Genomic DNA, 23,329 nt, shown 5'->3' on the forward strand with positions numbered 1-23,329 from the left:
CAAAAGACACAAAACCTAAAATAGTGTAAAAAGAATCGCATGACTAATCAACACAAACATGACTTTAGTCAATATTTTCAGTCGACTCATCAAAATAGCTTACAACCATTTCTGTATAACTACGTGAGACCGGCACGATCAGATCGCCGGCATCATCAAGCAACAACTGAAACTGTCCCTTAACGCGACGCAACATTTTAACTTGATTCAAATTAATCATAAACGAACGATGGCATCTAACAAGCGGGTAATCTCTTAATAAAATTTCAAGACGTTTCAAGGTATTTCTCAGCAGATAACTTTTAGTTTTTCCTCCACTTTTATAGTAGATATCCACATAATTATCGCTCGCCTCAACATATAATACATCTGTTGCTTTAACGGTTATGCGTAACGTTCCATTTTCGTCTTTAAAAGGAATAAAAGCAGGGCGGCTGCGAATTTGTCGCAAAAGTTGTTCAAAACTCACCTTCTTTTCACGCCAGGCAAAATAGAGTGAAGTAATCAGATATGGAATCAATAAAATAAGCGACGTATTTTGTACTGCCAAGTAAGCCAGCACGCTAAAAGGTCGCACATCTCCCAAAACCACCCTTTCGAGAATGGCATATAGAAGCCCCATTAATAAGACTTCTGCAGCAATCATTACGGAATACCCGGGAATGGTAATTTTCCTTCTTCTCTTTATCATCAACATGGTAAAGCGACTGATAAACACCACACACATTCCGGCAACCACAAGCAGACCTGAAACCAACAAAAAGATCCATAGATTTACATCGTACCATTCTCTAGCACCAAATGGCTTGTAGAGATTTATAAAAAAGAGAGCAAATAAAGATGTAAATACGATCTGTATTATGGTGTTACGGGGAGAAACAAAGTACTCCGCAATTACCCTTTGTTTTATTGCCATTGAAATAAGATAAAATTATCCTTCTTTTTTGCAAGAACACAAAAGTAACAGAAAGAAAAGAGAATATCAATTCACCCCGTTATGAAAAAATTCACCCCACATCAAAAGTCATTCACCCCAACTATTTGAAAAGCACTGCAATTAAATTCAACTAATCGGACTAATAATTTACTTTGCAACAGAATAAATTCTCAACGGAGTTTTTATCGCTAAAAGTGTCGGCCTCACAGAGCAGTGTTTTAAAACCAATCCCGCCAGTCTGTTCTCCGGTTTAAGAACATTAATAAACTCTGCTGAGGCGCACTTTTATCATTTTTTCAAGAGCCATTCTTATTCTTTTCACGAAAGATTTTGTTCTCCCCGCTTTTTTTCTATTTTTGCACCGCGAAACTTTAAACCACCAAGTGGTTTAAAACTTCTAAAAGCCGATGTAGCTCAGGGGTAGAGCGCTTCCTTGGTAAGGAAGAGGTCATGGGTTCAATTCCCATCATTGGCTCTTCTTCAAAACTTTATAAGTAAGTACTGAGTTTTCTCTCACCATCCTTAAAAGATATACGCCATCCTGAAGAAATCCCATATCAAGTTTTAAAGAGCTACCTCCGCTGGTACCAAAACTTTTCACCAATCTACCGCTAAAATCATACAATTCGATGCGAAGTTCACCTTCAGTAACGCCTTGTATATACAAATCTGTCAACACAGGAATCGGATATAATGAGATGTGTTTCTTATTCAACTGAGTTGAATCGGTACTTATCCATGTCAAAACCAGCAAGTGTTCAATGTCATTGTTTACATCAAGTGATCCCGACACAGGGATATAGCCGGGAGTATCAACAACATAACCAGCATCAGACTGTATTTCAACGCCATAAAAAACGGCTTTCCCTAAGGAGTTGGTTTCAACGGTTTCATTATTAAATGAAACTGGAATGTTGCTCAAGGGTTCAGATTCAGAATCAGTAATTCTAAAAGTAACAGTATGACATGCATCAGCGAAATAAAAATCTGACAACGGCGAAACTGCACCATATAGAGGATATTCAGCATATACTGCAAATTGGTTATTCTTACATTGATCCACCTCTATCTGAAAACTTGAGTTAAAAATGCCTGAAGCAGAACCAACATCATCCCCATCGAGCAAAATATAATAAACAAGATCTGTGTCAATATCTGAACCGGAAATATCCATTTGCAAAGATTCTTTCATGGTTTCTTTTGGAAAAAACGAGCCTTTCTCACGATGTACTTCAGCAATTTCAGCAACTCTGGAGGATTTCGCACCACTCTTGTCAGCAAGGGGCATCTCTAATGTTTCCAGCTTTATCTGGTCAATGAGTATGGCCAAAGCATCATCAGAAACATAATTAATTGCCAATTGAACAGTTTGCCCTGCAAACTCTTCCAACGAATACAAAAACTCGGTCCAGTCACGAGGGACTTCAACGTAATCTCCCTCAGATAGTAGATGCTGTTCTCCATTTATCAACACCAAAACACGTATTCTCTCCAACTGGTAAAGTGCTGATAACGTTTTTGCTTTAAGCGACAATGCATGCTGCTCATTAATCTTTAATGGTGGAGAAATCAACCAATCATCATTAGGGCCATTTACCGCATTAAAAGCAGCCAATACATGACGCCCAGAAGGAGCAATCAAATCAAAATCAGCCTGAAGCAGACCTTCATAGTGAGGATCCAAAACAATGAAGGATCCGGTATAACCCTGATTTGGAAAATTGATCCCGGTTATACTCCAGGTTGGTGATTGATCTCCATCAATCAAAGTCCACCCCGGTAGAGAAAGTGAAAATGCGCTGAAACGATCAAAACTCTCATAAAGAAATGGGTTCCAGATAAGATCTACTTGCTTATAGTCATTCGTATGAGATAATCCTGTAATGGCAGGTATTTCAAAATAATTTAAGAACAAATCAATGTTTTTTTCATCATCCGGAACAATTCGAACCCATCTCTGTTCATACCCCAATTTAGAAGCCGAAACTGAGATATAGTTCTCAGTGTAACCTTGAACCCAATAAGCAATACCTTCGTGATTTGTTACAACACTTTGACCATTTATATTAATTAACGCTCCCTCTATAGATCCATAAAAATCACTCACATTAAATGTCAAATTATAAAAGCGTTGATCTGTTGAAAAGAGAAAATCCTCAGAATAAAACTGATAGCATAAATCATCATTATAGGTAAAGAAAGAAAAATAGAAGTTGGAAGAATGATGCATATCTGTAATAAATACTTCCTCATCGCTACCGGAGTAAACCACGAAAACATCATTACCCAATTCATCACCTTCTCCGTAAACAGAATTGCCTTGATAAGAAATTCCGTCAGACGGAATTTCTGTCACCACTCCTCCCCTTCTGGCCAATACCAGAACCGAGGACTCTTCATTAGGGTTATTCCATGTAATATGCATTTCAGTTTCGGACACATCCGAAACAGAAACATTTGATACCGCGACCATTGCAGTTCCGCAATGACTTCCGGCTTTAACCACCACATCATCAACTCCTATACCATAACCGTAATTCCCAATACCTTCAAAAGCGATCTCCACCAATCCTGAAAAAGGTATTGCGACTCTTCGTTGAGCCCAACCGTCGGTAGCTTGTTGGAAATAAGCAATCTCCACCCAGTCATCATCACCTCGGTTTCTGGCTAATAGTCTTAATTCATCCTGATCATTGTCCCAAGGTTTTTGAAAATGCCTGAATTCAAGCAAAAATTCTTCATTCTCATCCATATGAAAAACAGGTGAGACCATCCTTGTGACACCGGATGTACTTGAATTTACATAGAATCTTGCAAATTTATCTTCAGACCACGGCCCACCTGGATTCCCATGAATACCTGATGAGACGGCTTGCCATGAATAATTACCCGCAACAAATTTTTGCCGCCAGTTTATCAGCCCGCCTGAAAAATTATCTATCCATGGAAATTCAGTTACAGGGGCAGCGTTTGTCAAAGCATTCGCAGACAAAGCTCCTGACCACTCATCTCCAATTTTGCTCCAAATCCTATAATAATAGCGGGTGGAAGGTTCTAGTTCATCATGTGTAAAATGATTGGAATCATCACCTGCGAAAAGAACAGTTCCACCTCCCGCGATAACGTCTCCCGGATTATAATTACCGCCATCCTGAGGTTGACCAAACACCGGATCTGTATTAAATGCGAGTAAAACAGGATGTTCTTCTCCTGATGGAGTCCAGGACACCTCTATTTCGTTATGAGATAGGGCTGTGGCTTGAACACTTAAAGGACTTCCGTCCTGAATGGCCATAAAGTCAAAAGCCACAATCTCATTTTCCACATAAATTCCTGTGATACTTCTGTTAAATGGTTCGCCCGACCAGGTTAAAGTGGCAGGATTGGTTTCGTCAGTTAACATGGAGATACCCAATGAACCGGGGAACGTAGCAGAAGAAGTATTCACAGAGCCGCCTGCTGCCATCACATAAAGACCTTGCCTGTCACCAGCATTAATATCATTTGTATTTCTTTTTTCTGCAATTCTATTTCCATCCACGTGATAGACTACCATATCCTCACCAGGCAAAGAAGAATCAAAATTCTGTCTGCGTCGGTTTTCAAGCAAAAGATATTCGTTCTCAACCGGACTGTTGACACGATAAACTTCCTGAGACGACATAACCGGAGAAAGTTCATATCGACCAACAGATCCAATAGAAAGTTCCGAGACCCAACCCAATTCAATTTTTGAAAATGCATTATGATGAGCAGGAGAAGATCCGGATGGACTTCCATTATAAGTACCGGAGGCCATAATATCCCATCGACCTGTCCCGGGATTTCGAACACCGTTATCGCTGGTGTCATAATAATCGGGGATACCAAGATTGTGACCAAATTCGTGACTTATTACTCCGATGGTATTCTTATGTCCGGCCAGATTCCGGGTTTCAGGCTGTACAGTATATCTATCCACCTCAACGCCATTAAAAGTCCTGGCACTACGGGAGTAACCTGCTGAAGACAAAGACCAGGCATGAGACCAAATATCAGTTTCATTTCCGGTGACCTCCTGTCCCGGGCCCTGATGAATAATGGCAACACCCTCAACAACACCATTGCCTGTGTTATCAAACAAAGAAAAATCAACCCCTTGCGCTGCAGCAGCCTGCACAGCGTGATAGGCAAATTCCCCCCAGTTTTCACGAGGTCCGTAGTAATCTTTTTCATTAGGAACTGTTACCCACACAGTCACCGTAGATTCAATGTCCAACATTCCGTTGCTGTTCTCAAGATAGTAATCGCGAAAACTGCCTGTACTGTTATATCCCTCCTCATTCATATAACGATAAAAATCCTCCTGACTATAATTTGGAGTTTTATCCGGGAAAGTAACCAAAATGACCAATAACTTGCGTTCACCTGAAGCCGGGAAGTAGGATTCAATACTACTGTTTTTAAGCATTGGAGATATAAAAGACTCCCTGATTTCCTGGATACGCTCTGGACTCACCATTGAGCCAGGCTCAATGGCATTTAAAAATTCAAGCTCCTCCGCATCACGATTTTCAGGATTTGAAGCCGTTATCCCGGAAGGAGTTACCTCTCCGGATTTTAAAACCGATGCATACTCAAATACTCCGGAACGATTTCTGGTTATTCGGTATCCATCAATTGTTGAGACCCAATTAAACCATTCGTCTCCATGCAGCCGAATTGTTAAAACACTCCCATCGGGTTGTTCAATATCCTGGGGATATGGGTATGCGCCAACGCCAAATGCTTTAACTGAAGATAAAAATAGAAGCAGAATCAGGGAATTCCTGAAGAAAAGTTTTATACTATCCATATGACATAAAAATAACTTAAGACATCTGGTATCATATGGGACTAACAAAACTCACAACCACAATTATTCAACAAACAATTATGATTCAAACCATCAATCTCCATTTCAACCTCATAGTTTTAACGCAATTACGCACCAAATAGTTCTGCATAGATAAAAAAAAATCACTCCAATTCGATCAGAGTAATCCCTGAACCTCCAAATTGAACGTGTTCGTCCCTGAAGTTTTTCACAAATGGAACGGTTCCGAGATATTCACGAATCATTAGACGCAGCGCGCCGGTACCTTTTCCATGAAGAACCTTAACTTGATTTACCCCACACATTACAGCTTCGTCAAGATGCACCGAAATTCGATCAATTGCCTCATCAGCACGCATTCCACGCACATCTATATCAGGTTTAAAATTAAGTTTTTTATCCCTGATTCTCTCGGCCAGACCAGCAGCCACTTTACTTTCAGTGCGCATGGCCTTTTTGTAATCTCCTTTGCTTATTTTTTCCAGACGACTAATTTTCACCTTGGTTATGAGCTGACCAAAAGCTACCAGCGCATCACGTCCCTTTACCTCCATCACTTCTCCCGGAATTGGCTGTCCTTCCAGCTTAACCACATCACCTTCAACAATCTCATCGATGACAGGTTGCGGTGGTATTGCAGGCTGATTTTCCAATTCCCCGGTATTACTATATTGATTCTGGCTCTTTTTCCTCTCCTTGCGTTGCCGGATTTTATTCATTTTGGCCTGCAACTGCTTTTGTAACTCTTCATTATCACCAGCTCCGGCAATAGCAGATTCCTTAAAAAGGTCTAATTCTACACGTGCTTTCCGGGTTTTTTCTTTTTCGGCCTGTGCTTCGCGGATGGTTCTGATGGTTTTCTCTATCTCTTTATTAGTACCTGCAAGCAATCCGGCAGCTTCTTGTTTTGCCTTTTCAATGATATCTTTTCGCTCACGGGTTAATTGCTCCAGCTCGATTTCATACTTCTGAGACACACTCTCAAGTTTTCTCTCTCTCTCCCTTATGCTTCTGCGTTTCTGTTCCCAGTATCGCTTATCCCTGATGATCTCCCTCAAATGTTTATCGAAGTTTATATGATCCTCTCCCAGCCTGTTTTTGGCCGCTTCAAGGATGGATTCAGGCAAACCTATTTTCCTGGCTATTTCAAAAGCAAAGGAACTCCCCGGTGAACCAACTTCCAATTTGAACAGTGGCTGTAGCTGATGTGTATCAAATTGCATGGCTCCATTCACGATGCCATCGGTTTGGGATGCATAATGTTTCAGATTGGTGTAGTGCGTAGTAATTACACCATAGGCACCCTGCTGATTGAGCTGCTCAAGAACAGCTTCAGCAATGGCTCCTCCCAGCATGGGCTCGGTACCGGTTCCAAATTCGTCAATGAGCATGAGCGTATGCTCATTGCTGTTACGCACAAAGTTCTTCATATTCAACAGATGAGAACTGTAAGTACTGAGATCGTTCTCAATTGATTGCTCATCTCCCAAATCAAGAAAAATATTTTTAAAAAAACCCATAGAGGTTCCTTCCATAACAGGAACCGGTAACCCACATTGTAACATGTACTGTACTAGACCGACTGTTTGCAAACAAACCGATTTTCCTCCGGCATTAGGCCCTGAAATAAGCACAATGCGCTCGTCGGGGGTAAACTGGATGGATAATGGTACGATGGGTTTGTTTTGGGCTTTCAGCAACAAGTACAATAAGGGATGACGAGCCTCAATCCAGTGAAAAGCCCTTTCTTCTTTAACCTGTGGAACGATGGCCTCAACTCTTAAAGCGAACCGAGCCTTTGCTCTAATAAAATCAATGATTCCCAGAAAATTGTACGCAAAAAGAAGATCTTCAATATATGGTCGGATAAAATCCGACACTTCGGTTAAGATCTTTGTAACTTCGCGTCTTTCTGCATATGTTAATTCCCTTATTTCATTGTTGATTTCAACAATGGCCGCAGGCTCAATGTAGGTTGTTTTCCCCGTTGCCGATTCATCATGTACAATGCCGGCGAGTTTGCGTTTATTGGCCGATGGAACAGGAATAACAGCTCTTCCATCCCGAATGCTGATGCTGATGTCCTGCTCAACCAATCCATCCTTCTGGGCAGCCCGCAGAATTGAAGCCATTCGACGGGTAGCATTTTGCTGCTGATTGATGATTTCCCTTCTCAAACGGGCAAGTTCAGGAGACGCGTTGTCCTTAATTTTTCCCTGTCGATTTAAAACGGAATCTATCCGATCGATGACGGCCGGATAAATCATCACATTGGCAACCAGCGAATTCAAGTGAGGATATTCTTCAGCTTCGCGGGATTTTATAAAACGTATGAGGTCACGTATGGTTCCAAGTGAACGCCGTAAATCAAACAATTCTGACTCTTCCAAAAACAATCCTTCAACCCGGATGCGTTTTAGAGGAGCCCGCAAATCAATAAACCACGATGCCGGCATCTCTGCGTCCTCTTGCTCAATACGCAACATTTCAGCTGCCTGTCCCAGCCACGTTTGCACCTGTGTAAAGTTCTCAGAAAAGGTCATTCTATCAACCCATTCTTTGCCTAAAGTGCTCAGACAATGCTCTTCTAAAAGTTCACGTATCTTTCCAAAACTCAACTTCTCCTCAAAAGTATCAGGATATATCACTTCTCAGTTTTTAAAAATTCTATAATTAGATCGATAACCGGGTTATGATATCCGGTAAAAATATTTGCAAAAGTAACCATTTAAAAAGACAATAGAACTCAAGATTTCAAAGACAGTCCAAATTTAACAAACATCATGAGTATGAAGGTGATGTTTGCCATCAGGCAAGCATCAATATAAAATAGAACCATGGAGGCTAAATCGCTTCATGTCAAAATCTGAAAACCTAACCTCATTAACCAATTCGTAATTTTAAGTCATTTATTCTACGAATAAATGACTAACATATTCTTCTATTTCGGAAAAATTAACGTCAATCACCCCTTTGGCATCAAATTCATCCCTTATTTCCAATTATTAACAGAAATAAACATTCTAAATGTTTATTTAGGTATATCTTTGAAGTTGTATAATAATCAAAAGCCTCCTCATCCAAACATTAATCATAAATTATAATATCACTGCTTATCAGTATTTATCAAATCACAATAAGAAATCAATTATTTTAGTTAGTTTATGCAAGTACATTCATTTCACATTCCTGTTATGGGAATAGGTTTCACAATTGACACACCGGTAAAGGTTGCGCATTTGGGAATTTCATCTGCCATTTCTTTGGTTGATGATATTCTTGCGGAGAGAATGCGTCAGTTTTACAGCATTAAATTCAATTTACCTTTTCAAGCGATCAGTCACAATCAGGAAGATTCTCGTGCAAAACGCATTACGGCTTACCTTGATACTGTAAACACAATAGTAAACAAAAAGTACACAGAATTCAAGTCATTGATAGCAGAGAAACAAGACGATCTTCGCGCTTACATAGCTCTATTGCCAACCTCATCCCAGCTAAGAACTCAGCTTGAGGAGGCCATTCAGAAAAAATGCTCAGATTCCATTAACAAAATCATTGATAAATATCTGCATCCCGGTAGTATTGATGTAAATATCATGACGAAACTGGATAAAGAAAACTACAAAAATGGTGAAAAACTGCCTACAGAATTCAATGATGCTCACGCTGCGCTAAGAGGTTTTGCTAACAGCAGTTTGTCTTCATCTATAGTCCTTTCAGCTGGAATGAATGCGCGACTATACACATACATGGAGCAGTTTGATGATTTCTACCCCAATGAAAATGGTCATTGCAAAAAGAAAATCATTTTGAAGGTATCTGATTATCGTTCAGCTATTGTTCAAGGAAAAATATTTGCAAAGAAAGGATTATGGATTTCAGAATTTCGCGTTGAATCGGGACTGAACTGTGGAGGACATGCTTTTGCAACGCAAGGTTACTTAATGGGACCCATTCTCGAAGAGTTCAGTAAAAACAGGGATCATCTTCGTGAGGAGTTATTCGAAATTTATGCCAAAGCACTGGAGGCAAAACAAAAGCCTGTCCCCTCTGAGGCCCCTGAAATGAAACTAACAGCCCAGGGTGGCTTAGGAACCCATGAAGAACATCAGTTTCTGATGAAACAATACAACCTGGACAGTATTGGTTGGGGTTCGCCGTTTCTATTGGTACCTGAGGCGGTTTCTATTGACAAGGATACCATAGAACTTCTAGCAAAAGGAACAGAGGAAGATTATTTTCTCAGTCATGTTTCACCGGTTGGTGTAAGGTTTAATAATATCCGTGGAGCTTCGCGGGACACAGAACAACAGTTAAATGCTGCGAATAACAAGCCGGGAGCCAACTGCACCAAACAGTTTATAAAACTTAATAAAGAGTATACTGATCGTCCAATTTGTATAGCGTCTAAAGAGTATCAAAAGATTAAAATCGATGAGTTGAACAACAGCGACAAATCAGGAGCAGATTACGAAAAAACATACAAGGACATCACCGTAAAATCCTGCATTTGTAATGGACTGGGAGTTGCCACATTGCGTTCACACGGAATGGACACCAAAAAAGAAGGTAACGGAGTTTCTATTTGCCCGGGGCCAAATTTGGCTTATTTCCACAGAGAAGCAACACTTGCAGAGATGGTGAATCATATATATGGGCGAGCCAATTTGCTGGGAAATACAGATCGCCCAAACTTATTCATGAAGGAGCTTTCGATGTATCTTGATTACATCGAAGAAGAGATGGAGAGTATTGAATCACCTGACGCAAGGCAAATTAAATCATGGAATGAGTACTTAGCCAACCTACAAAATGGGATGAATTATTACCATGATATATTCTCATTTAAAGAAAACTGGAGTGAAGCAGTTGCTGAACAATCTATTTCAACATTAACTGAGTATAATAAGCGACACAACAAAATAAAAAACACCCTTACAAAATTAAGTTCTCCCGTTGAGAGCCTATAACATAAATGTATTTAAAAGTTTAAACAAGCACTCCGCTTTAAGGAGTGCTTGTTCTGTTTTAGAGGTTTTATCATAAAAGACTTTCTAATTATTTTTGTTATTTTGAAGTAAAACTTCAAATGAAAATTCGAAGTTTTAGATGTACTTCTAAAACAATGTGATTCACAGCAAAAGAATAGAATCATGAGCAAGGTTAAAATTGAGAAACTCAGTTCTGAAGAACAAAATAAACGGAACATATCAAATTGGCCCATATGGAAAAAAAAGAGATCCAGATTTGACTGGTTCTACGAAGCAGAGGAAGAGTGCCTTATTCTGAAAGGCCATGTCGTGGTCGAAACCGATGAAGGAATCTTCCATTTAAAGAAGGGAGATTTTGTTACATTCAGTCAAGGTTTAAAATGTATATGGGATATAAAGGAAGAAATAAAAAAGCATTACCATTTTAAGGAATAAAGCCATTATTCTTATGCCAGAGCAAAGTTAGAACAATAAGTCTTTTTCCTATTCATTAATTACTAACTTTGCTGTTTAAATCAATTTATCATGTCTGTAGCAAAAGAGAGACCCAAAAAAATAACCACTCATGTATTGAGTGAGATGAAAATGAGAGGAGAGAAGATCAGCATGCTCACTTCTTATGATTATTCCCTTGCCAGAATTGTTGACAAGGCAGGAATTGATGTCATTTTGGTGGGGGATTCAGCTGCCAATGTGATGGCCGGATGGGAAACCACGCTTCCGATCACACTTGACCAGATGATTTATCACGGGGCATCAGTTGTGAGAGCTGTTAACCAAGCAATGGTAGTAGTTGACCTTCCCTTTGGCACCTATCAGGGAAACAGCCGTGAAGCAAACATCTCGGCCATACGCATAATGAAAGAATCGGCGGCCGATGCTGTAAAACTGGAAGGTGGAAGCGAAGTCATCGAATCCATTCAGCGCATTTTATCTGCAGGCATTCCTGTTATGGGACATTTGGGACTAACCCCTCAATCGATTCATAAATTTGGAACCTACACGGTGAGAGCAAAACAAGAGGAGGAAGCAAAAAAACTAATCGAGGATGCACACCTCTTACAGGAAGCAGGGGTATTTGCTATTGTTCTGGAAAAAATTCCGGCAAAATTGGCAAAACAAGTTGCATCTGAACTACACATACCGGTTATTGGAATTGGTGCAGGAAACGGTGTGGATGGGCAGGTTCTGGTTCTACATGACATGCTGGGAATTAATCAGGAGTTCTCACCCAGATTTTTACGCAGATACCACAACCTTTACGCAGAAATTACCGGCGCGGTCGGAAATTATATAGACGATGTTAAATCTGGCGATTTCCCAAACGAAAGGGAGCAATATTAATTAGGGTAAGAGGTTGAAAAGTCAAAAGGTTAAGAGATGCAAGTCATTCTATCAAGTTAATCAAAACGGAACATCTCAGCCCAAAAAAGATATACATAAATTAAATAGGAATGAAATTAGATATTCTATACGAAGACAATCACTTAATAGCCGTAAATAAAACCGGACATGATCTGGTTCAGGGCGATGACACGGGTGATGAACCATTGTCAGATAAAGTTAAAGCCTATATAAAAAAGAAATATAACAAACCCGGCGAGGTATATCTTGGCGTGGCACACCGACTTGACAGACCGGTGACCGGGGTGGTACTTTTTGCCCGCACCAGCAAAGCCCTAACCCGCTTGAACAAAATGTTTCAGGACAAAGAAGTAAAAAAAACTTACTGGGCCATAGTGCAAAACCTCCCGGAAGAGGATGAAGCCACTCTTAAGCATTTTATGCTTAAGGACAGTAAAAAAAATAAAAGCTATGCTTTCCCTAAGATGCGCTCCGGTGCAAAAGAAGCCATATTGCATTACAAAATGATATCCAGCTCTGCTAAATACCACCTATTGGAGGTAAATCTGGAAACCGGCCGTCATCATCAAATCAGAGCACAACTTGCAAAGATTGAGTGCCCCATTCGTGGCGATTTAAAATATGGATATCCACGCTCCAATAAAAATGGAGGCATTTCTCTTCATGCACGAAAAATTGAGTTTGTGCATCCTGTCACCAAAGAAAATATAAAGATTACAGCTCCCGTTCATTCAGATGACAACCTTTGGAAAGAGTTTGGGAATGTAACTTAATACAGAACCTTCCGTTAGAGAGACATAACAACTACCTATCATGAAAGCAATACCTCCATGCCAATTATTTCTGGTTCCTTTGATATTCTTTCTAACGGGAATGGGACAACTTCAGAGTCAGATTGGCACCCGTTTCCCATCAGAAAAAAAAGTTATTGACGACCCTATTACAGGTCATCAACTAATTTTCTTAACCAGTGCATCACATGGAGATCGTAAAATATATCCCACTCATCCGCAATGGACTGCAGATGGGAATTGGTTGATCTTTATGTCCAATAGGGTAAGAGGAGAACTCATTGCCGTAAACGAAAGATCTGGCGATATGGTTCAAATAACCGAAGGAGGGTTTGTCGGAACTCCTCTTATAGGCTGGAGCTCAATGCACATCTATGTTATGCGAAGAGCTGCTCCACAACAATCGCGTGGTCAGAATACTGCAATGAACATCATCAAGATTGATCTTGACATGTTATTCCGGGATAGTGAAAAAGGCCAAATTCAGCCAAAAGAAAACTATGAAGATATCCTTGGCCAGATTCCTTCCACAATTGGAGCTCATGGGGATATGGCTCTGGATGCAAACGAAGAATACATATACTTTCGTACAAGTCGTGAGGAAGCAGAGAAACATCTCCCACCGGGAACCAATGTAGAACAAAACTTTGGACCAAGAAATATGGGAGCAGGTCCTGGTGGAATTGGAAAAATCAACCTACTAACTGGTAAGTCGGCACACGTGATATCTGTCCCGTTTCAAGTTGGACATATCCAAACCAATCCATGGATACCCGGGGAGATTGTTTTTTGTTGGGAAACCGGAGGAAAATCTCCTCAACGCACATGGACTGTAAGAGGTGATGGAACAGGACTGCGCCCATTATATCCTGAAGCAGATTATGAATGGGTTACTCACGAAGCTATTATTACAAAAGATGAAGTTGCCATGGCTATTATGGGGCATAGACCAGTTAAAATTAGTGATGAGTTAAAAGAAATTGATTCTGACCCCGAAAACCCCGGACAGGAAGTTGCCTGGGGACCATCTGGCACAAGAGAAAAACCAACCGGATTAGCCATTGTTAATATCCGTACACGTGAAATGCGCATTGAAGCCCAGACCAACAGTGGCAGCGGCTTTTGGCATGTACATGGCTCGTCGGATGGTAGGTGGGCGGTGGGTGATGACTTTTCGAGAAGCATATATCTGGTTGACCGCACATCCCGAGAAATGATGATGATTTCCACCGGGCACAAAACAACAGCAAGAGATCATCCTCATCCAACATTTAGCCCGTGTGGCACTAAGTTTCAAATTCAATCAGCTATGCTATCCGAAGATGATCGATCAATGAATATTTGTGTCATACATGTGCCTGAAGAGTGGTTAAACAGAACCTATGAAAATCATTTCATACCAAAATAACTAAACAAAACATATTCAAGCAAAAAAAGAGTTGGTAATAAGAATTTCCAACTCTTTTTTTAGAATACTAAATGACGGTTTTTAAAACCTAATCACCACCTGTCCCATAAAATGGCGGGGAGCCATGGGATAGTAATAAGCCCAGGTATTCTCAACTCCTTGCTCATACCAATTTCCGCCATAGGCATTGCTTTCATATCTCAAATTCGTGAGGTTGTTAACCATTAACTGAAACTCAACTCCTTTAGACCAGGATGTCTTTAATTGATATTTTAGACTGAAGTTGTGTACCAGATAAGCATCCAATTGCCTGGTGGAGCTTGATGTGTTATCAAAATATTGCTCTCCTACATATTTCGAATTCAAACCCAATGATGCATTTCTGAAGAAATTCCAGGTTAACATACTTCCGGCAATTACAGATGGCGAGTAGGCAATATCAGTATCTCCCAGTTGAGTTACACGTTCAATTTCATTCCAATCATCATCGTAATCAGTTGCAGTTTCCACAAAATCTCTGATAATGTTCCTACTCAAAGTAAAATTGGCATCCCAACGAAAAGCAGGAAAAGGTCTCCAAGCCCACTGTACCTCAACTCCTGCACGATAACTCTCCTCCACGTTAGTCATGATGTCATACCCAACGCTGCTCTTTTCACCCGTTGGCACTAACTGATCTTTATAGTACATATAAAAGATGTTGACATTTGCCGACAGCGAAGGAGTCAAAAAGTTATAACCGGCCTCCACATTGTATAGTCTTTCCGGAAGTGGAGTGGCATCAGGATCCAGATTAGCATCTTTAAAGTTTGTTCGGGTTGGCTCCCGGTTAGAGATGCCAAACGAAACATAGGACTGATGATTGGGATTGATTTCATAGAAAACTCCGGCTTTTGGATTAAAAAATGTGAAGCTGTGGCCTTGCGACAAATCATCAAGATTATCGTCAATTCCTGTCATATCGTAATCAATGCCCCTCACCTGCAAATCAATAAAGGTGTTCAGGTTGTTTATCCGGTAGTTGAGCTTACCAAAAACATTATAATCGGTCTTCGTTCCGTTGTTGAAATACCATTCATGGTCTTTTTCCATGTTGGTGGCGTGCCTTGCCCATATAATGTTCCCAAAATGATCGCCATCATAACGGTTCCAGCCTCCACCAGCCGAAACAGAAACATTCGGCAACAATTGACTATTAATGGAGAAAACTGTTCCGTAAAAATCATTGCCAAGCCATTTCTGACGAACAAGGTCTGTACGGGTAATTTCCTCATGGCCAATAAAAACATTAGGTAATCCGTAACTGGAAAAACGTTGGTTTTGACGATACTGCTCATAATATCCATCACCGCGTGTATAGTGCAATGCTGCGGTCATATCTGTGCGATTACTGAATGCATGGCTGTAAAACAACTGATAGTGCGTCTGAATGTAATTATCTGTTTGATTTCGGTAATACTGCTCATTTCCATCTAAGTCAGTATATACACCGGCTGGATTGTATCGACGATTTACAGAGAGCATTTCTTGAGGCACCCCCCACCAGCTGATTCCTGTTTTTTGATCACCATGAATCACGTTGAACTTTAAGAAACTGTGATTCATGTGGTAAGTTCCACTCAGGTATATGGATTCATGGTCGGAAAACGCATTATGAATATACCCATCGGATTGAAGGTTTGAATACCTGCCTTCAAATGAAAACCGGTCATTTAGCAATCCGGTTCCAAGACGCACAGAATTTCGAAAGGTGTTGTATGCTCCGGCGGTTGAAGCCACTTCGGCAAAGGGCTCAAAGGCATCGGTTGTGGTTCTGAAATTAACAGTGGCGCCAAAAGCAGCAGCTCCATGCGAAGATGTTCCCACCCCGCGTTGTATCTGAACCTCCTCAACAGAACCTGCAAAATCAGGCATGTTCACCCAAAACACACCCTGGCTTTCGGAATCATTTAAAGGGATGCCATTCACTGTAACATTAATACGAGTAGGATCCGAGCCTCGAATCCGAAAACCGGTATAACCAACACCGATTCCCGTTTCGGAAGTGGCCACTAGTGAAGGACTCATCTGTAAAAGAAACGGCAAATCATCATTTACCGAAATGGTTCGTAAATCCTCACCACGAATATTGGTATGTGCAACAGGTGAATTTAATCCGGCACGATATGCTGAAACCACCACCTCAGAAGTCAGATGCGATCGTGGATTCAGCTGAATCTCTCTGTCAACATCACCGGTGATGTTGATGACAGCCGAATAGGTATCAAATCCAAGAAAAGAAACAGACAGATTATAATTGCCAGCGGTAATCCGGCCAAAAGTAAAGCGCCCATCATTACCTGAAACAGCAGATCGTTGGCCATCCAATATAAGAACAGCTCCTGCCAGCGGCTCCCGATTCTCATCTACCACGCTTCCTTCAAAACGGTTTTGACCGTCCATAGAAAATGAAACGGTACAAATCAGTAATAAAATAAAAACAATTTTTCTCATCGTTAGCAGTTTAAATTTAAATGATTAATAAAACTGCAATGAGGTATATTAGGAGATATACTTTCCCTTACCGGCATTACCCGGTCAGGTTCAGAGGGTATGATCTCAGCCCTTTGTATTAAGGCACCCCATTGTAGGAAATTAAAATAATATCATATCAACCCCATGGGTTGATATTTGTTCAAAATATGACAATTTATTATGTGAGCTCAAATAATCTCTGCCAAAAAAAGGGGTACATCAATTATCACCCTCTATTGAGCAAAATAAATTGTCGGTGCAAATATAGAATTTATATTTTAAGCATTCATTTACCTTATTAAAATTAATCATACCACCCATGTATGTTTTACTATTTCATAAATCAACCTTTCTTTTAATGAAATACATGACATCTTCCTCATTCATATACCAAACAGGGGTTGTCTCGTGCGAGACAACCCCTGTTTGGTATATATCCGAATTCAATAAAAAACTACTTTTCCACATTCAGAAATTCCGCAATAATGCGCTCCAGTTCTTCCTTTGGCAACAAACCTCTGGCACCGGCGGGATCAGCATCCATCGGGATAAAAATCATTGTTGGATAGGCAGAAACACCAAAAGCGGCTGCCAGTTCCCTGTTCTTCTCTGCATCAACCTTATAAATCTGAATTTTTTCGCCATATTCAGACTGCAACTCTTCCAAAATTGGAGCCAACTGCTTACAAGGCCCGCACCAAACGGCATAAAAATCAACAATGGCAGGCCTGTCTCCCTTATATTCCCAAGTTTCACTGTTTCGAAAATCAAAAACCTTCTGAATAAATGAATCTTCGTTGAGTTCAATAACGCGGTTGGCGTTTGCAGCAGGTGCCGATGAAGGATTTACCTCAGCCGCCGCATTTTCTGACCCGAATAAAAGCATTCCTGCCAGTAGTGATAAAAATACATACTTCATAACAATTCTCTTTACCCCGCTACCAACTGCATTTATGCACATTTTTTCCAATGCATAGAGGAAACGGAAAATTAAAAATCTCAGGCAATTTTCCCTGATTAAAAACTCATACAATAATCAGACCTCTTTACAAATAATCATAACTGATTATTGATACAAGTCTGCATTGATTAAAATTAAACATCAGCGTTGAACCAAGGTTCAACGCTGTATTGTATTTAATTTCCGAATTCAAAAATAGTGCGAAAAGATTTAATCTTCAATCTATTTCTCCACATTTAACACATCTTTAAATGCTTTTTCAAAACTATCCTTTGGCAATGCTCCGGCAGCCATTTGTGGTTGGCCGTCTTTTGGCACAAAAAGAAGCGATGGGATACTCTGAATACCAAACACTGAGGCAAGCTCCTGTTCCTTTTCGGTATTAATCTTATATATATCTATTTTTCCATCGTATTCCTGAGCCAACTCTTCTAAAATAGGAGCGACCATTTTGCAGGGGCCACACCAATCGGCATAAAAATCAATTACACAAGGCTTATCGCCCGAAAAACTCCATTCTTTATTGTTCGCGTAGTCAAAAACTTTTTCCTTGAATGTTTCTGCTGATAAATGCTCTACCATAACTTTAAATTTTAAATGATTATTTTTTAAATTCTCTTTATTTCTATTGTTGTACAACCTCTTAAATGTAATCTTGTTCACATTTAACATCCTTTGATGGTACAAATATAAAAACACTTTTTCTAAAATCCAAATATCTATATTTGTATATGTTTTGATACAATCATTGTGCCAAAAAAACGGTACTTATCAAAACTCTATAATTACAGGGAAAAATTGTACTTTTGTGGTTCAAAAGAACCTCTGGCAGACACCAGAAATCCAGTGGCAAGAATATGCTCATGCAAGAAAAACTAACACATCCGGTTTTTAAAACCGTATCCGAAATAGCTTCATTAGAAGGATTTGAAACATATGTAATTGGTGGGTATGTAAGAGATTTAATTCTGAAAAGACCTACCACCGATATTGACATACTTGTCATTGGCAGTGGGATAGATTTAGCCAGAAAGGTAGCATCCCGCATGGGAAACATGAAGGTTTCCGTATTTAAAAGTTTTGGAACAGCCATGTTTCGGTACCGAAACATGGACATCGAATTTGTTGGCGCCAGAAAAGAATCATACAACAGAAACAGCAGAAAACCCATTGTGGAGGACGGCACTCTTGAAGATGACCAAAATCGGCGGGATTTCACCATAAATGCCATGGCCATCAGCCTTAACAAACCATCTTTTGGACAACTCATTGACCCTTTCAATGGAATGGAAGATCTGCATAACGGAATAATCCGAACCCCACTGGACCCCATCATCACATTTTCCGATGACCCGCTGCGAATGATGCGTGCCATCAGGTTTGCTGCACAGCTTCAATTCAAAATAGAAGAGAAAACATTTGAAGCCATCCGCACCAATAAAGAGAGGCTTGAAATCGTATCGAAAGAAAGGATTACCGAAGAGCTTAATAAAATAATGTCCTCCCCGAGGCCATCCATTGGCTTTAAATTAATGGACGCAACAGGCCTGCTCGACATGATTCTGCCCGAGTTAAAGGCCTTGAAAGGAACTGAAACCAAACAAGGAAAATCGCACAAAGATAATTTTTATCACACCCTCGAAGTGGTGGATCAGATAGCTCCCAAAACCGACAATTTGTGGTTACGGTGGACTGCGCTTCTGCACGACATTGCAAAGCCCGTCACAAAAAGATTCGATCCGGTTCACGGATGGACATTTCACGCTCACAATCATGTGGGACAAAAAATGATACCCGGCATTTTCCAAAGACTCCGGTTGCCATTGAACGAAAAGATGAAGTACGTTCAAAAGTTGGTATTCCTTCATATGCGACCCATTGCTCTAATTGAGGAGGAAGTTTCTGATTCGGCAGTTCGAAGACTGCTTTTTGAAGCAGCTGACGATATAGATGACCTCATGACTCTTTGTGAAGCTGATATTACTTCTAAAAACCGGGAAAGAGTTGACCGACACCTACGTAACTTCAAAATTGTACGCCGCAAACTGAAAGAAATAGAAGAAAAAGATAAAATCCGTAACTTCCAGCCACCTGTATCTGGAGAAGAGATTATGAATACTTTCAACCTGCCACCTTGTCAGGAGATTGGTGCCATAAAGTCTTCCATCAAAGATGCCATCCTTGATGGCATCATTCACAATGATCGTGAAGAAGCCTGGCAATTCATGCTAAAAAAAGGCAAAGAAATGGGCTTAACACCTCAGGCAAATCCTTAAATTAAAAGACAAATGACAGGGAATAATGCCAACCAGTTTTTCAACAACACAACATATCCTGAAACAAATCCGGATACAGGTCCAATCATCATTACAGATAGGTTAAAATCGGCTGAGAACATTGGTCATATTATTCGGCTTGCAGGGAATACGGGTTGCCAAAGGGTGCTTGTAATCGTTGACGACGAGATTCCTCGTCTCTCAAAAATCAAGCGAGTGGCAGAAGTTGCCGGAGATGTAGTTGCCTGGCAATTTTGCAAAGAAGAGGAAGTCCTCAAACTGATTCCGGAAGACTACACTATTGTTGCTCTTGAAACTTCGCCAAGCTCAAAAAATCTGTTTTCGGCCAATTTGCCACGCAAAATGGCTCTAATGGTAGGCAGCGAACGTAACGGCATCTCATCCGGTCTACTCAATCTCGCAAAAACCCATTTGCACATTCCGGTATCTGGTCCAATCAAATCTCTTAATGTTTCCCATGCGGCTGCCATCTGTCTGTTTCACTGGACAGCGCAACACATCATTGGGGAGTAACCACCAGATCAATCCAAACTGGTAAATGATCACTGTAGCCCCCGGCATAGCGAAAACCCACATAAGTACGAAATGGCTTCACTCCTCCCATTTGTTCATCTCTTTCCAACAAAAACGGTAACGATACAATTCGCATTTCAGGTTCACTCATATAAATTGGTGAAGAGCCATCAAAGAAAGAGCGAGAAACAATGATCTGGTCGAAAATTTCCCATGCATGCTGATGTTTAAGCGTTCCGACACCGGGAGGTATCTTTAAAGCCGGACTGATAAGCCAAGCATCATCTTCCAGAAGCCCCACTTCAAGATCCTTGATAAACAGATCAGATTTGTGCGGTTCATTAAAATCGCCCATAATGATTAACAAAGCCTGTGGATTGACCATACGGATAGAATCGGATATTTGCCGGGTAAGTCGAGCCGCATACTGACGCTTCCATTGCGTAACCGCCGCGCCTCCAAATCTTGATGGCCAATGATTGACAAGAACGTGAAGCGTATCTGACTGGTCAAGAACTCCTTTTACATATAATATATCGCGGGAGGGACGCTCGTTCGGGCCAAAATCAACAGGGATGGGTCGGGATTCGTAAACCTTGAAACGATCCCGTCGGTACAATAGAGCCACATCAATACCGCGCAGGTCAGGAGATTCATAGTGAATAACCCGGTAATGTAAATTATCCAATCCGGTTTCTCTAAGCATGGCGTTTAGCACCCAACTGTTCTCCACTTCACATAAGCCCACCAGAACGGGTAAATTCCACCCTCCGGCATTCAATATGACACGACCGATGTTGTTGAACTTTTCCCGCATTCTGGAATAAGTCCACCTTCGGACTCCTTCAGGAGTAAAATCATCATCACGCTTTTTGGGATCATTCCTTGTATCGAAAAGATTCTCCACATTATAAAACATGATACCAGCAATTGTGTCGGTGTCGGATGCACGAAACTGACAACATACACTCTGACTAAACCAGAATAGAAGAAGAATTAGAAAAGGCAATAGAGTTTTGGGTGAGGGCATCATTAGGTTTGAGTTTATTCGGAGCTAACTCTCTGCATAAAACCAATGTCAGGTTTCTTTTCGCGGTTGATTCCGTTAATATCCACGGGGAATTGTCTGGCCACAGTAACATCTCCAGCTCCAATGGCAACCGATAAAGAATCCAAACGGTAGTCATAATCCCTTGGAGCTTTGAAAAAAGGATCTCGGTTTATCAACACATTTCTATAATGTGGATAATCATTATAAGGATCATCGAAAGTAGTTGGCATTGAACGCATTCTAATCAATGAATGCTCAAATTGGTAGTTGATAACCGGAGGAACATAATCTGGATCGTCAGGATCCCCTGCTTCTCCCTCGTAAAAATCCAGTTCAATTTCATTTTCTAACTGGCCATATATAATGCAATTACTGAAAAGTGCATTTTCAAGAGCATGAGGAACTTTAGCCCCTGTTGTACCATCAGGATAATAATTGGAAACTATAAGAGCAGGGCGATTTCGGAAGGCCCATTGATAATAGTTAGCGATGGTAGAAAAGTAAAACTCATAATTTCCACCAACAGTAAGAGCTACCGATGCACTTCCACAGTCCGCAAACAATGAATTATTCACAACCAGTGAGGAACTTTGCGCCAATAATCCCTGAAGCATTTTATGTTCGATTCGTGAATTTGAGATATAAACCGGTTCACTTCCATTCATTCCAACCGAATCTACTACTAATCCGCGGGTTCCATTTTTTATAATGGCATAATTGATTTCGTGATTACGACTGCCCGGCATTAACCAAATGGTACCCCATTGACCTGGCTTATCAGCATACCATTCCTCAAGCCTTGAACCTGTAAACAAAACAGGTTTCTCTTTTGTCCCTTGAACATTTAAAGAACCGGATACGATCAAATTTGCATTTTTGTAAAAATGCAAGCGAGCTCCTGCTTCAATTGTTAAAGTTGCAGTGGTGTCAACATGTATATAGTCATAAATCAGGTAAGGCTTATTATTGGTAAAAGTCTGCGTTTTTAAAACCTGACCTTTCATTAATACCACATCCTGCCCATACGCAATAAGCTTTACGCTCTGCATTCGTTCACGGGTAAAAATAATTATGGAGTCCATGACGACAAAAGGAGCATCTGTTCCTGCCGGATCAATTGTAACCTCAACAAAAACAAATATGCTGTCGCCAGAACGAATAGGAACGTCACTGATGTGAGGTCCGGGAAGCCCACTGACATTTATTCTGAACTTTGAATCATCACCACCAGCCAACCTAATATCATCTATAGTCATATCGGCGCTATAAGGATTGTAAATCCGGAATTGGCGAGTAGTAGAGCCGATGGTTGTGAAGATGGTGTCAAACATTATGGTATCAGCAGATAGTTTAACCCCGTCGCTCCCTCCACGAAAAAGATAGTCACGCTCACATGACCAACCAGCAACAAGGATTGCCAACACAATAGATATCTGAACCAATCTCTTCATTTACAATACATAAACCTTTCGGGGTGCAACGTGGCATTATAATCGCAATATATTAAATATAACGCAAACACTCAAGAAAAAAATTCACAATTTGAATATTTCTTTTACACTAATTAACAGTGATTTTTTTACCAAAAAAAAATCACTAAATATTCAATATGATACATCTACAAAAATATCAGTCTTAATGCG

General features: G+C 40.5%; 15 protein-coding genes, 1 tRNA gene and 1 riboswitch. Of the genes, 8 read left to right on the forward strand and 8 right to left on the reverse strand.

All coding sequences use genetic code 11. The features are described from left to right. Positions 1–64: 64 nt before the first annotated feature. Positions 65–916 carry a LytR/AlgR family response regulator transcription factor gene (locus B5X70_RS14035; protein ID WP_079558541.1) on the reverse strand — a complete coding sequence of 284 codons (852 nt, stop codon included), beginning with the start codon at positions 914–916 and terminating at the stop codon, positions 65–67. Positions 917–1,340: 424 nt separating this feature from the next. On the opposite strand from B5X70_RS14035, the gene B5X70_RS14040 reads away from it, so the two are divergent. Then, a tRNA-Thr gene (locus tag B5X70_RS14040) sits at positions 1,341–1,412 on the forward strand. On the opposite strand, the gene B5X70_RS14045 is transcribed toward B5X70_RS14040, so the two are convergent. Further along, complete coding sequence (locus B5X70_RS14045) at positions 1,404–5,771, reverse strand: M6 family metalloprotease domain-containing protein (protein WP_079558542.1); 4,368 nt, start codon at positions 5,769–5,771, stop codon at positions 1,404–1,406. The genes B5X70_RS14040 and B5X70_RS14045 overlap by 9 nt on opposite strands. 164 nt (positions 5,772–5,935) lie before the next feature. Then, positions 5,936–8,440 (reverse strand): endonuclease MutS2, encoded by a 2,505-nt coding sequence (locus tag B5X70_RS14050; protein ID WP_079558543.1) that lies wholly within the window; start codon positions 8,438–8,440, stop codon positions 5,936–5,938. A 516-nt stretch (positions 8,441–8,956) separates the two neighbouring features. Between B5X70_RS14050 and B5X70_RS14055 the strand changes: the two genes are divergently transcribed. From B5X70_RS14055 to B5X70_RS14075, 5 genes are all read left to right on the forward strand, one after another. After that, positions 8,957–10,765, forward strand: coding sequence for a hypothetical protein (locus tag B5X70_RS14055; protein ID WP_079558544.1), 1,809 nt, complete (start codon positions 8,957–8,959; stop codon positions 10,763–10,765). Positions 10,766–10,948: 183 nt separating this feature from the next. Beyond that, positions 10,949–11,221: a cupin domain-containing protein gene (locus B5X70_RS14060; protein ID WP_079558545.1), complete on the forward strand. Its 273-nt coding sequence runs from the start codon at positions 10,949–10,951 to the stop codon at positions 11,219–11,221. 90 nt (positions 11,222–11,311) lie between these two features. Further along, positions 11,312–12,130 (forward strand): 3-methyl-2-oxobutanoate hydroxymethyltransferase, encoded by an 819-nt coding sequence (panB, locus tag B5X70_RS14065; protein ID WP_079558546.1) that lies wholly within the window; start codon positions 11,312–11,314, stop codon positions 12,128–12,130. A 110-nt stretch (positions 12,131–12,240) separates the two neighbouring features. After that, positions 12,241–12,924 (forward strand): RluA family pseudouridine synthase, encoded by a 684-nt coding sequence (locus B5X70_RS14070; protein WP_079558547.1) that lies wholly within the window; start codon positions 12,241–12,243, stop codon positions 12,922–12,924. Positions 12,925–12,964: 40 nt separating this feature from the next. Continuing rightward, positions 12,965–14,350, forward strand: a complete 1,386-nt coding sequence (locus tag B5X70_RS14075; RefSeq protein ID WP_198314226.1) for a TolB family protein — start codon at positions 12,965–12,967, stop codon at positions 14,348–14,350. A gap of 81 nt (positions 14,351–14,431) precedes the next feature. Here B5X70_RS14075 and B5X70_RS14080 read toward each other — a convergent pair whose 3' ends face one another. The 3 genes from B5X70_RS14080 to trxA (B5X70_RS14090) all read right to left on the reverse strand — a co-directional run bounded on the left by B5X70_RS14080 (position 14,432) and on the right by trxA (B5X70_RS14090) (position 18,407). Beyond that, positions 14,432–16,843, reverse strand: coding sequence for a TonB-dependent receptor (locus B5X70_RS14080; RefSeq protein WP_088328548.1), 2,412 nt, complete (start codon positions 16,841–16,843; stop codon positions 14,432–14,434). A gap of 46 nt (positions 16,844–16,889) precedes the next feature. Further along, positions 16,890–16,984, reverse strand: a riboswitch (TPP riboswitch). Between the two features lie 334 nt (positions 16,985–17,318). After that, complete coding sequence (gene trxA / locus B5X70_RS14085; RefSeq protein ID WP_079558571.1) at positions 17,319–17,783, reverse strand: thioredoxin; 465 nt, start codon at positions 17,781–17,783, stop codon at positions 17,319–17,321. A gap of 264 nt (positions 17,784–18,047) precedes the next feature. After that, a complete protein-coding gene (trxA, locus tag B5X70_RS14090) occupies positions 18,048–18,407 on the reverse strand; it encodes a thioredoxin (protein ID WP_079558572.1) in 360 nt (119 codons plus the stop codon). 281 nt (positions 18,408–18,688) lie between these two features. Between trxA (B5X70_RS14090) and B5X70_RS14095 the strand changes: the two genes are divergently transcribed. Continuing rightward, positions 18,689–20,101, forward strand: coding sequence for a CCA tRNA nucleotidyltransferase (locus B5X70_RS14095; RefSeq protein ID WP_079558573.1), 1,413 nt, complete (start codon positions 18,689–18,691; stop codon positions 20,099–20,101). Positions 20,102–20,113: 12 nt separating this feature from the next. Continuing rightward, positions 20,114–20,635: a TrmH family RNA methyltransferase gene (locus B5X70_RS14100; RefSeq protein WP_079558548.1), complete on the forward strand. Its 522-nt coding sequence runs from the start codon at positions 20,114–20,116 to the stop codon at positions 20,633–20,635. Here the strand turns inward: B5X70_RS14100 and B5X70_RS14105 are convergent. Together B5X70_RS14105 and B5X70_RS14110 are read right to left on the reverse strand one after the other, a co-directional pair. Next, on the reverse strand, positions 20,622–21,668 hold the full coding sequence (locus B5X70_RS14105; protein ID WP_232468389.1) for an endonuclease/exonuclease/phosphatase family protein: 1,047 nt from the start codon (positions 21,666–21,668) through the stop codon (positions 20,622–20,624). The two genes, B5X70_RS14100 and B5X70_RS14105, sit on opposite strands and share 14 nt — an antisense overlap. 11 nt (positions 21,669–21,679) lie before the next feature. Then, complete coding sequence (locus B5X70_RS14110) at positions 21,680–23,137, reverse strand: hypothetical protein (RefSeq protein ID WP_079558549.1); 1,458 nt, start codon at positions 23,135–23,137, stop codon at positions 21,680–21,682. Positions 23,138–23,329: the final 192 nt, after the last annotated feature.

The organism is Alkalitalea saponilacus, from assembly GCF_900168165.1.
Lineage (GTDB): Bacteria > Bacteroidota > Bacteroidia > Bacteroidales > Marinilabiliaceae > Natronoflexus > Natronoflexus saponilacus.